11 protein-coding genes are annotated in these 12,027 nt (G+C 45.7%); 10 read left to right on the top strand and 1 reads right to left on the bottom strand.

Annotated elements, in window-relative coordinates:
* Nucleotides 1-35: 35 nt before the first annotated feature.
* The 4 genes from KR50_RS00115 (at nt 36) to KR50_RS00100 (ending at nt 3,062) form a co-directional block, all read left to right on the top strand.
* Nucleotides 36-830 carry an adenosylcobinamide-GDP ribazoletransferase gene (locus KR50_RS00115; protein WP_041053374.1) on the top strand — a complete coding sequence of 265 codons (795 nt, stop codon included), beginning with the start codon at nt 36-38 and terminating at the stop codon, nt 828-830.
* Nucleotides 782-1,417 (top strand): histidine phosphatase family protein, encoded by a 636-nt coding sequence (locus KR50_RS00110; RefSeq protein WP_041053372.1) that lies wholly within the window; start codon nt 782-784, stop codon nt 1,415-1,417. The genes KR50_RS00115 and KR50_RS00110 overlap by 49 nt, the downstream gene beginning before the upstream one ends.
* 398 nt (nt 1,418-1,815) lie before the next feature.
* Nucleotides 1,816-2,403 carry a cob(I)yrinic acid a,c-diamide adenosyltransferase gene (locus KR50_RS00105; protein ID WP_041054384.1) on the top strand — a complete coding sequence of 196 codons (588 nt, stop codon included), beginning with the start codon at nt 1,816-1,818 and terminating at the stop codon, nt 2,401-2,403.
* Nucleotides 2,403-3,062, top strand: a complete 660-nt coding sequence (locus tag KR50_RS00100; RefSeq protein ID WP_052476594.1) for an AIR synthase related protein — start codon at nt 2,403-2,405, stop codon at nt 3,060-3,062. Before KR50_RS00105 ends, KR50_RS00100 begins: the two co-directional genes overlap by 1 nt.
* Nucleotides 3,063-3,148: 86 nt before the next feature.
* Here KR50_RS00100 and KR50_RS00095 read toward each other — a convergent pair whose 3' ends face one another.
* Nucleotides 3,149-4,342, bottom strand: a complete 1,194-nt coding sequence (locus KR50_RS00095; RefSeq protein WP_041053371.1) for a phospholipase D-like domain-containing protein — start codon at nt 4,340-4,342, stop codon at nt 3,149-3,151.
* A 294-nt stretch (nt 4,343-4,636) separates the two neighbouring features.
* Between KR50_RS00095 and KR50_RS00090 the strand changes: the two genes are divergently transcribed.
* The 6 genes from KR50_RS00090 to KR50_RS00065 all read left to right on the top strand — a co-directional run bounded on the left by KR50_RS00090 (nt 4,637) and on the right by KR50_RS00065 (nt 12,027).
* Nucleotides 4,637-6,745 (top strand): (Fe-S)-binding protein, encoded by a 2,109-nt coding sequence (locus tag KR50_RS00090; protein ID WP_041053368.1) that lies wholly within the window; start codon nt 4,637-4,639, stop codon nt 6,743-6,745.
* Nucleotides 6,746-6,962: 217 nt separating this feature from the next.
* Entirely contained in the window at nt 6,963-8,156 is a 1,194-nt protein-coding gene (locus KR50_RS00085; protein ID WP_041053364.1) for an acetyl-CoA C-acetyltransferase, read from the top strand.
* Nucleotides 8,153-9,004 (top strand): 3-hydroxybutyryl-CoA dehydrogenase, encoded by an 852-nt coding sequence (locus KR50_RS00080; protein WP_041053361.1) that lies wholly within the window; start codon nt 8,153-8,155, stop codon nt 9,002-9,004. The genes KR50_RS00085 and KR50_RS00080 overlap by 4 nt, the downstream gene beginning before the upstream one ends.
* A gap of 19 nt (nt 9,005-9,023) precedes the next feature.
* On the top strand, nt 9,024-10,160 hold the full coding sequence (locus KR50_RS00075) for an acyl-CoA dehydrogenase (protein ID WP_041053359.1): 1,137 nt from the start codon (nt 9,024-9,026) through the stop codon (nt 10,158-10,160).
* A gap of 27 nt (nt 10,161-10,187) precedes the next feature.
* Complete coding sequence (locus KR50_RS00070; protein ID WP_041053357.1) at nt 10,188-11,327, top strand: acyl-CoA dehydrogenase; 1,140 nt, start codon at nt 10,188-10,190, stop codon at nt 11,325-11,327.
* Between the two features lie 52 nt (nt 11,328-11,379).
* On the top strand, nt 11,380-12,027 hold the full coding sequence (locus tag KR50_RS00065; RefSeq protein WP_041053354.1) for a TetR/AcrR family transcriptional regulator: 648 nt from the start codon (nt 11,380-11,382) through the stop codon (nt 12,025-12,027).

Raw genomic sequence — 12,027 nt, 5'->3', positions numbered from 1 at the left:
TGGGTGAAGATCAGGGAAATCATAGGGCTGCCTTTATGAGGAATGCAGTGAACGGCTTTATGCTCGCCTTTCAATTTTTCACTATCCTGCCCATCAATAAAGAAATCGCGTTTAATCAGCGAACGGTTCCATGGATGATTGGCATGCTGCCGGCAGTCGGGCTTACAATTGGTGTAACAATTGCAGGACTCACTGAAGCGGCAGAGTACGTCTTTTCACTAAGTCCAATCATGAAAGCATTTTTTGTTTGGCTGCTCTTGATCATTTGGTCCGGCGGGCTGCATCTGGATGGATGGACGGACGTAAGTGATGCTTACTTTTCATACAGCCTGCCTGAAAAACGCAGAGAAATTTTAAAGGATCCGCATATCGGAGCGTTTGGTGTACTGTCTTTAGTCGTCCTGCTTGCTGCAAAAGGTGTGCTGCTGGCTGATCTATTTGGTCAATTTGATCATTCTATGATTTGGCTGATTTGGATCACGATTGGATCAAGAACGATGATGGCGCTGCTGCTAATTGCCGCACCGCTCGCTAAAAACGAAGGCATCGCTTTTTACATAAGGCAATCGCTGCGTAGAAATCATCTGATGATCCCCCTATTGATTGGGGTTGGCGCTCTTGCCATCCCGGCGATTGTAAGCGAAAGGGTGGACTGGACGCTGTTAACCGTTGTGGTGGTCAGTTCTCTGCTTTTTGGCGTGTTTGTCTGGCGGTTTGCAGTAAAACAATTTGGCGGAATAAACGGTGACCTGCTTGGGGCCGGACTAGAAGGAGGAGAAACATGGAGTCTATTAATGGTGTGGAGTTATCTCTCTATCGTCACGGGGTAACAAAAGAAAATTTGGAAAAGGTTTATATTGGCTGGACAGATGTTGAAGTAGCGGAAGAAGGCATTGAACTGCTGAATAAGACTAAACTTTACCGGCCGGAAGCCGATCGCATTATCGTAAGTGACCTGAAGCGCTGCGTGCAGTCTGCTGACTTTTTATTCCCGGAGGATAAAAAAGTTTATCATAAAGGGCTGCGAGAAATTAATTTTGGCAGCTGGGAAGGCAGAAAAGCGGATGAACTCGCTAAAAGAGAAGATTTTTCTGCCTGGCTGAAAAATCCTGAGGAAATGCATCCCGAAAACGGAGAATCGTTTGCTGAATTCTCTGAGCGGATTGAGGCTGCTTGGGAGATGATTCGGGAATGGTCCTATCAGGATGGCATTGAAAAAATCGCCATCCTCTCTCATGGCGGACCCATTCGAAAGCTGCTCGTTGCCCTTGCTCCTGAGAAAAAATCCTTTTGGGACTGGAAACCGCTGCATGGACAGGGAATGACGCTGTACTGGGCAGATCGGGAAGCGTTTAGGAGGGGTGAGAGATGCACTTCATTATCGGCGGTGCCTATAATGGAAAAAAGCAATGGGTAAAAGAAGAGCTTAAAAAGAAAAAACGACTCCCGGAGAAAATAAAGGAATGGTTACCCGGGGATTCTTTAGATGGGTTGTCATATGAAGTTTTAATCTGGTCTTCCATAGAGAATTGGGTGATCCAAGCATGTCGCGATCAAGCAAAGGAAGAGGAGATTCTTGAAGAGTTCAAAGAATGTATTCATCAATTGGTTTTGTGGGAAAAGCAGGATTTAAAGAGAACTGTCATGCTTATTGGAACCGATCAGTCAAAGGGAATCGTACCGCTTGATCCCATAATCAGAAGGGCCCGCGATGTTTCAGGCTGGTGCTTTCAATACAGCGCACTAAAGTCCGGCCGTGTAACACGAGTCTGGTATGGTATAGGGGAAGAGATAAAAATGGAGGAGGCTAAAATCATGAGAATATACACACGCACAGGGGACAAAGGCCAAACAAGTTTGATTGGCGGCAGAGTAGATAAAGATGATATCCGTGTGGAGGCATATGGAACGATAGACGAAGTGAACAGCTTTGTCGGGAAGGCAGTAGCTGACCTCGACAAAACAAAATTCAAGGATATTGTTGAAGACCTGGAAGCGATACAGCATGAATTATTTGATGCAGGTGGCGACCTTGCCAATGTTTCTTCAAAAAGAGAATGGAAGCTCGACGTAAAAGCGATTGATCAGCTGGAGCTCCGTATTGATCAGTTGATGGATGAAGCACCCGATCTTGAGCGCTTTGTGCTGCCTGGAGGAACAGCCGCTTCAGCATCATTGCATGTAGCGCGAACGATTACCAGAAGAGCAGAAAGACTTGTGGTATCCCTGTCGAAGGCCGATGCCGAGCTTCCTGCTGCTCCCCAGCAGTACTTGAACCGTCTTTCTGATTACTTTTTTGCTTGTGCTCGTGCAGTCAATGCGAGGGACGGCGTAGCAGATGTTGAGTATATCCGAAGCGCGAAGGTTTTTCGGACCGGCAAGCGCGCACCGAAAGAAGAATAATGAAACGGTCCTTGACTGGTCGTAATGCAGCCCAATGGACAACAGGGGAAGCAGAGTGGGTGATCACAACCGATAACAGCGGTGGAATTGGGCTAAAGGAGCTCGATCAAGTACAGGCTCCCTATGCCGCAGTCGCGTACTATTCGTTTCGAACAGCCGTCATGGATGGTCTATCTGCAGGAGCCATACCCAAAATGGTTCTTTTACACAATTTCTGCGGCAATGAGGCTTGGGAAGATCTGTATGAAGGAATAATGAAAGGCATTCACGAAATGGGGCTGTCTGGCGTTGAAGTGTCTGGCAGCACTGAGTCAAACCAAACGATGCTGCAGTCAGCGATTTCAATCACGGTTATGGGCGAGCGGTTCCGCCATTTTAAGCTGAATGAAGAGTTGGATTGGAGCTTAGAAGGAGAGCCGCTTGAAGGCATAGACGTTTTGATGTTTCCTGATAAGATAGTGTCTCTTGCCAGAGCAGCAGAAATAGCCAAAGACCCCAAAACGGCTGTTTTATGGCCGGTGGGGTCTAAGGGAATTGCATTTGAATGGGAGAGACTGCATAAGCAATACGGATGGCCGCAGTCAACTCTTCCTTTTAGGCAAAACCCGTCTAAATCAGCCGGACCCGCGACATGCTTTATTACAGGGAGAAGAAAATAAAGCCGCTTGCAAAAGGCGGCTTTTCTGGCATTTCGTAAGGGGCGTGCATCCACAGGTCACTGACCATCATCTTATTTAATCAAGGGCTAAAGCAGAGAGGAAAATGAGCGGGCAACCACTTCCATGGCAGCGCCTGGGATGCCGCCTTGCTTTAGCTGTTCTTTTGTCACACGCACCGAATGCTGCAAGTCCTTTTCAATGCTTTCCTTCAGCTCCTTAATAATGACAGGATCTGTTGTCAGCACGTTTAATTCATCATTAATTAATATACTTCTATGATCAAAATTTGTGGTGCCCACGTCACAGAGTTTATCATCAATTAACAGCACTTTTGCGTGATAAAATCCATGTTCAAATTGAAATACATGCGCGCCCAACTCAATCAGTTCACGTAAGAAGTGGTAGGATGCAGGCTGAACGAGTGCGTGATCCGGTATTCCGGGAACAAGAATTGTAATGATAATCTGATCAGCAAGCTTCGTTTTCAAGCTTTCGAACAGTTTCTCTGTTGGAATAAAATAAGGCGTGCCGATAAAAATCGATTCTTTTGCCAAATCAAACAAATCGAGCATAAAGGTTTCCATATTTACCGGCTCCGAAGGAACGATCTGGTAAGAAGAGGTCCCATTTGCTACATGCGAGACAGGATCAAAGTGGTGCTGAGCTTCCTTAAACTCCCTTTGCCAATCAATCTGAAACTCAGAAAGAGCATCCCCGACACCTGCCCCCGTCATTCGAAGGTGATAATCCCGCCAAGGAGAAAGCACAGGGTCAAGATTGACGTACTCCCGCCCAATATTAAATCCGCCAACATGAGCGATCTCCCCATCAATAATTACAATTTTCCGGTGATTTCTTCGCTGTAAAGAAAACAAAGAGCCTTTAAAAACAAGCGGGCGGCTTAGCGCAATATGAATGCCTGCTTCCTTTAATGGCTGCACCCACTTTTTCATATTCTTACTGCCAAGTGCATCACATAAAATCCTGACCTCAACCCCGTCTTTTACTCGATCTTCTAAAAGTGAAAAAAGTCGTCTTCCTACTTCGTCAGGTTCTATAATATAAAATAAAAGGCAGATTGACCGTTCTGCTTCCATAATATCCAGCTCAAGCGATTTCATCCACGTTACGCCATCATCAAAAAATTTTAATTCACCTTTTCTCCAGGGGTAGACAGAGGATCTTCGCTTCCGTTTGAGCGAATGCATACCCAAGAACCAATCCAGCCGAAGCCAGCCAATAATGATAAAAATGATAACAAAAACTTTTACTACCTTCATGTCCCTACCTCCTGTTCGTCTTTTTTAGCATGCCCATTTCTATAAAAATTAGCTCTCAAGCAGGTCATCAAAAAGTTGCTGCAAAAAAAGACGCTGAATAGGGGAGAAGAAATGCTTTCTATGATTCAGAAATAAACGGTTCAAATCATCTGAACAACGTTTTCTTTACTTAAAAAACAGAAGAGAAGATAGAATAAAATCATCGAAAAACATTGACTGAATGCTCATTCATTATATAATAGAGATAGACAGAATTTTTTAAATTCGGCAACAAAGGGGAGGAGTGCATCAATCATGGGGAGTACATTGCTTATAATCAATTGGATTGCGTTCATTCTTGTAACCGCTTACGCAATTTATTTGTTCGGCTACTTAGTTAAAACACGCTATGAATTCATTAAGCTCGGAAAGAAAACAGAATTTGATAACAATGTTAAGGTACGAATGAAGAAATTTATCGTACAGGTATTTGGCCAGAAAAAGCTGCTGAAAGATAAGAAAAGCGGCATTATCCATGTCATGTTCTTTTATGGGTTTTTATTGGTACAGGTTGGTGCGATTGATTTTATTTATAAAGGTCTTGTTCCGGGAGCGCATCTGCCGTTGGGCATTTTTTATCCGGGATTTACATTTTTCCAGGAACTAGTGACACTGATGATTCTGGTGGCGGTAGGCTGGGCGTTTTACCGGAGATATATGGAGAAGCTTGTCCGTTTGAAAAGGGGATTTAAATCAGGTCTTGTGCTGATTTTTATTGGCGGATTAATGCTGTCTGTTTTAATCGGAAATGGTGCAGGGCTTGTCTGGCATAATCACGATTTGACGTGGACAGAGCCGGTCGCGTCGCTTGTTGCAGGAGCTACAGGCTGGCTTGGTGAGGGCTTTGCTGTTGTTCTGTTTTATATTGCCTGGTGGGCGCATCTGTTATTCCTGCTTGGATTTTTAGTTTATGTCCCTCAATCTAAACATGCTCATTTAATTGCCGGCCCGGCCAATGTGTATTTCAACCGCATTGATAATCCCGGGAAGCTGAATAAAATCGATTTTGAAGACGAAACACAGGAAATCTACGGAGTTGGAAAAGTTCAGGACTTTACCCGGCTTCAGCTGATCGATTTATATGCCTGTGTGGAATGCGGACGGTGCACAAATATGTGCCCTGCCACCGGAACAGGCAAGATGCTGTCGCCGATGGATTTAATTACAAAAATCCGTGACAACCTGACCTTTACTGGCGCAGCGATTACTTCACAATCTCCGTGGGTGCCGGTGCCTGCTTTTGCCAATACAAAAGGCAATCAGGTGGCAGCTGCCTCTGAGAGCGGTGGTCAGGAAGCAGCCTTTGATATGTATCACCCGAGTTTGATCGGCGATGTAATCACAGAGGAAGAAATCTGGGCATGTACGACCTGCCGCAACTGTGAGGACCAGTGTCCGGTTATGAATGAGCACGTTGATAAGATTATTGACTTGCGCCGCTATCTTGTTCTTACAGAAGGGAAAATGAATCCTGATGCGCAGCGGGCGATTCAAAATATCGAACGTCAGGGAAATCCTTGGGGGCTAAACCGGAAAGAGCGTGAAAACTGGCGCGAAGCTCGTGAAGATGTACTTGTTCCAACAATTAAAGAAATGAAAAAAGCAGATGAAGAGTTTGAGTACTTATTCTGGGTAGGTTCGATGGGCTCATTTGACAACCGAAGCCAAAAAATCGCGCTGTCATTTGCAAAATTGCTTAACGAAGCAGGCGTTACATTTGCCATACTTGGCAATAAGGAAAAGAACTCCGGAGATACGCCAAGAAGACTTGGAAATGAGTTTTTGTTCCAAGAGCTTGCGACGGCAAATATCGCCGAGTTTGAAAAAAATGAAATTACAAAAATCATCACGATTGATCCACATGCTTACAATGTATTCAAAAATGAATATCCTGATTTCGGTTTGAAAGCAGAGGTCTATCATCACACTGAAATCCTGGCGCAGCTTGTAAAAGAAGGGCGGTTAAAGCCTGTACACGCTGTAAATGAGAAGATTACGTTCCATGATTCCTGCTACCTCGGAAGATACAACGAGGTGTATGATCCACCGCGTGAAATCTTGAAAGCCATCCCGGGTGTAACGCTGATTGAAATGAAGCGAAACCGTGAAAACGGCATGTGCTGCGGTGCTGGAGGCGGCTTGATGTGGATGGAGGAAGACAAGGGACACCGCGTTAATGTTGCCCGCACTGAGCAGGCGCTTGAAGTGCAGCCTTCTGTCATTTCTTCCGGCTGTCCTTATTGTTTGACGATGCTGTCAGATGGAACAAAAGCAAAAGAAGTAGAAGAAGAAGTCGGCACGTACGATGTGGCCGAACTGCTTGAAAGAAGCATCATTGGCACAAGTACAGAAGTAAGTGCGTAAACAGAAAGGTTAAGCGAAATTTCGCTTAACCTGCTTGTTTTCGGAGTATGTAATCGCTTACAATTAGAGAAGGATAAACGAACTTTTTCTAACAGCGTAAATAACAAATGCGGCCATCATATTTTAGTAGGGGGGACATTAATCGTCCCTTTTTCTTTACAAAGCATTTTGAGCGAACGCTCAGTCAATTCATATTCAATCAAGGGGGAAACGAACAATGGGGAAAACAGTGATTCTTGATGGGGCTCGAACGCCCTTTGGTAAATTCGGCGGAGGCTTGGCTTCATTTTCTGCGTCAGATTTAGGGGGCTTTGCGATGAAAGAAGCACTACAGCGTGCAAACGTGGACCCTTCAACAGTCGACGAGGTCATCATGGGAACAGTTCTTCAGGGAGGTCAGGGGCAAATACCTTCCAGACAGGCAGCGCAAAAAGCAGGCATTCCATGGGAAGTAAAAACAGAAACCATTAATAAAGTATGTGCTTCAGGCATGCGGAGCGTGACATTAGGCGATCAGCTTATCCGACTAGGAGATGAATCATTAATCGTAGCCGGAGGAATGGAGTCCATGACGAATGCTCCTTACTTTATGGATAAAGCCCGCAGCGGATTCAGGATGGGAGATGCAGCTGTAAAAGACATGATGGTGCACGATGGATTAACGTGCTCTTTTAACCATGTCCATATGGGAACCTACGGGAATTCCACAGCTGCTGAATTTGATCTTTCAAGAGAGCAGCAGGATCAATGGGCATTACGCAGCCACCAGCGAGCAGGAAAAGCGATTGAAAACGGCATTTTTGCTGAAGAAATCGTGGCACTAGAGGTGCCTCAACGCAAGAAAGAACCCGTCATCATCGCAAACGACGAATCTCCAAGGCTCGATACGTCTATGGAAAAACTCTCAAGTCTGCGTCCGGCATTTGATAAAGATGGATCCATAACAGCAGGGAATGCGCCTGGAATTAACGACGGTGCATGTGCAATGGTATTAATGAGTGAAGAGCGTGCAAAAAAAGAAAGTAAATCGGTTCTTGCGACGATTCTCGGATCTGCAGAGGTAGCCGTTGAAGCAAAGGATTTCCCGCAAACACCAGGTCTTGTCATAAATAAATTACTTGAAAAAACGGGCCGCAGCCTGGAAGAAATCGATTTGATCGAAATCAATGAAGCGTTCTCAGCTGTCGCATTAGCCAGCTCGAAAATCGCTAATCTTGACCCTGAAAAAGTAAATGTCAATGGTGGGGCAGTCGCACTCGGGCATCCAATTGGGGCAAGCGGTGCACGTGTGATCCTGACACTTGCCTATGAACTGAAAAGAAGAGGCGGCGGACTTGGCATCGCGGCTATTTGCAGCGGAGGCGGCCAGGGGGATGCCGTTCTAATCGAAGTTATGGGAGAGATTGGATGACAATTAAAAACGTGATGGTAATCGGTGCAGGGCAAATGGGCGGAGGCATCGCGCAGGTCTGTGCGCAGGCAGGATACAGCGTTACATTGAATGATTTAAGTCAAGATTTTCTGGAACGGGGCATGACAGCCATTGGGAAAAACCTTTCCAGATCGGTTGAAAAGGGGCGCATGTCAGAGGAGGAAAAAGAGGCGTGTTTAGCAAGAATCAGCCGCTCAACCGACATCCAGGATGCTGCTCATGCAGATCTCATTATTGAAGCGGCTGTGGAAAACATGACTGTTAAAACAGAAATCTTCAAAAAACTTGATCAGGCAGCACCGGCTCATGCAATCTTGGCCTCTAATACATCTTCTCTGCCGATAACGGAAATAGCAGCAGCAACGAAGCGGCCTGAAAAGGTAATCGGCATGCATTTTATGAATCCTGTTCCGGTTATGAAACTCGTAGAAATCATTCGCGGTCTCGCTACTGCTGATGAAGTGTATCAAGCCGTTGAAGAAATGACCAGGAGATTGAATAAAGCACCGGTTGAAGTCAATGATTTCCCAGGCTTTGTCTCTAATCGTATTTTAATGCCGATGATCAATGAGGCAGTGTATACGCTTTTTGAAGGCGTTGCGACCAAAGAAGCAATCGATGACGTGATGAAAATGGGCATGAATCATCCGATGGGACCGCTGGAATTAGCTGATTTCATTGGTCTCGATACGTGCTTATACATTATGGAAATCCTGCACGAAGGATTTGGCGACAGCAAATACCGTCCCTGTCCATTACTTAGAAAATATGTAAAAGCTGGTTGGCTGGGTAAGAAAACAGGCCGCGGATTTTACGAGTACAACTGACATCGGGGGGGAACAGGGGATGGAATTGCGGTTTACAGAAGAACAGAACATGATGAGGAAAATGGTTCGTGATTTCGCACGTGAAGAAATAACACCTTTTATTGAACGGATGGAAAAAGGGGAGTTTCCTCGTGAGATCGTAAAGAAAATGGGGCAGCTTGGCTTAATGGGCATTTCAGTCCCGGAAAAATACGGCGGATCTCAAATGGATTTTATATCTTATATTATAGCGGTTCATGAATTATCTAAAGTAAGCGCTGTCGTGGGTGTGATTCTTTCAGTCCACACTTCAGTGGGCACTAACCCAATTCTTTACTATGGCAATGAAGAGCAAAAACAAAAGTACGTGACTAAGCTTGCATCAGGCGAGCATTTGGGTGCATTTTGCCTGACAGAACCCGGGGCAGGCTCAGATGCTGCGAGTTTAAAAACCAAAGCCGTTAAAAAAGGCGATCACTATGTGCTGAACGGTTCTAAAATATTTATCACCAATGGCGGGGAAGCGGACACGTATATTGTTTTTGCCATTACGGACCCGTCTGCAGGAACAAAGGGTATTTCGGCTTTTATCGTAGAAAAAGAGACACCTGGTTTTATAGTTGGAAAAGATGAAGAAAAAATGGGCTTGCACGGCTCAAGGACTGTTCAGCTGACCTTTGAGGATATGAGAGTACCGGCTGCAAATCTTCTGGGCAGTGAGGGAGAAGGCTTTAAGATTGCGCTTGGAAACCTGGATACAGGCAGAATTGGTATTGCTGCTAAATCACTCGGCATTGCAGAAGCGGCCTATGAAGCAGCTTGTGAATATGCAAAAGAGCGTGTTCAATTTGGAAAGCCGATTGCAGCTCATCAAGGAATCGGCTTTAAGCTCGCTGATATGGCAACTGCGGCTGAAGCAGCCCGTTTGCTCGTTTACCAGGCAGCTTCGCTCAGAGCGCAGGATCAACCATGCGGCAAAGAAGCCTCGATTGCAAAACTATTTGCCTCCACCACCGCTATGAACAATGCCATTGAAGCCGTTCAGGTTTTTGGAGGGTATGGCTACACAGAAGATTATCCAGTCGAACGCTACTTCCGGGACGCGAAAATCAGTGAAATTTATGAGGGAACAAGTGAAATACAACGCATCGTGATCAGTAAACACGTCACAAAATAATTTACGAGATTGCTAGGAGGAAAAACGATGAATTTTAAATTAACAGAAGAGCATGTAATGATCCGCAAAATGGTCAGGGATTTCGCTGAAAAAGAAGTCGCGCCAACAGCGGCCGAGCGGGATGAGGAAGAACGTTTTGACCGCGGTATTTTTGATAAAATGGCGGAACTCGGTTTGACGGGGATTCCCTGGCCAGAGGAGTACGGCGGCATCGGCAGTGATTATTTAGCGTATGTCATTGCGGTTGAAGAGCTTTCCCGCGTTTGTGCATCGACTGGTGTGACACTGTCTGCCCATCTTTCACTGGCAAGCTGGCCGATCTTTAAATTTGGTTCAGAAGAGCAGAAAAAGCATTATCTTTCTGCACTTGCTCAAGGAGAAATGCTTGGTGCTTATGGCTTATCAGAGCCCGGCGCAGGGTCTGATGTTTCGTCTATGAAAACCAAAGCGGTAAAAGACGGAGATCACTATCTGCTAAATGGCTCAAAAGTATGGATTACAAACGGCGGGGTGGCCGATCTGTATATTATTTTTGCCGTGACTGATCCATCTCAAGGAACCCGCGGCATGAGCGCATTCATTGTGGAAGCGGGCTATGAAGGCTTTTCAGTCGGCAAAAAAGAGAAAAAGCTCGGCATCCGCTCTTCTCCAACAACCGAACTGATTTTTGACAATGTCAAAGTGCCCGCTGCAAACCTGCTCGGAAAAGAAGGAGAAGGCTTTAAAATTGCCATGATGACGCTTGACGGCGGCCGGAACGGAATCGCAGCACAGGCTGTCGGCATCGCACAAGGGGCGATGGACGCTGCAATCGATTACGCAAAAGGCCGCGAGCAATTCGGCAAATCAATTCTTGCTAACCAGGGAGTATCCTTCAAGATTGCCGATATGGCGACAGGAATTGAAGCCTCCCGCCTGTTGACGTATCAGGCAGCTTGGCTTGAGTCAGAAGGACTGCCTTATGGAAAAGAATCTGCGATGTCGAAGCTTTTTGCAGGGGACACTGCTATGAAAGTAACGGTAGAAGCTGTTCAGGTATTCGGCGGCTACGGCTATACAAAGGATTATCCGGTTGAACGCTTCATGCGCGATGCGAAAATCACGCAGATTTATGAAGGCACTCAAGAGATTCAGCGTCTGGTAATCGGACGGACTGTGACTAAATAAAATTACACCCTGAAATCAATAAATTAATTTAGCGGGAAAGGCGGGGGTGCGCTTGGAGAAACGGCGTGAAGTACAGTCGTCGGTTAAAGATGAACGGCTCGTTGAAATGCGCCGAGATCAAATGATCAAAGGAGCAGTGGCGCTTTTTAAGCAAAAAGGATTTCATCGGACGACGACAAGGGAAATCGCCCGTGAATCCGGCTTCAGCATCGGGACGCTTTACGAGTACATTCGTGCGAAAGAAGATGTGCTGTATCTTGTCTGCGACCGTATCTACGATGAGGTTCGGGCGCAGCTGCACGGCATGGACCTGAATGCAGGAACCATTTCAAACCTGACACTCGGCATAGCGCACTATTTTAAAGTAGTCGATGAAATGCAGGATGAAGTTCTTGTGATGTATCAGGAAGCAAAATCACTTTCTAAGGATGCGCTGCCTTATGTACTCAAAAAAGAGCTTGAAATGGTCAAAATGTTTGAAACCTTAATTCAGAAATGTGTGGAACAAGGTGAGCTTGAGATGGAAGAAAAGCAGGTGCATCTTCTCGCTCAGAATATCTTCGTTCAAGGACAGATGTGGGGATTTCGAAGATGGGCGCTTCATCATGCCTACACAATTGATGAATACATTCAGCGGCAAACAGAGCTTCTGCTTTCAGGCATTACAGGCTACAAAGCAGGGGCTGAAAAGGGGGAGTAA

Origin of the sequence: Jeotgalibacillus campisalis (assembly GCF_000829515.1) — a bacterium.
Classification (GTDB): Bacteria; Bacillota; Bacilli; order Bacillales; family Jeotgalibacillaceae; genus Jeotgalibacillus; species Jeotgalibacillus campisalis.
This window is presented reverse-complemented; position numbering and strand designations above follow the sequence as displayed.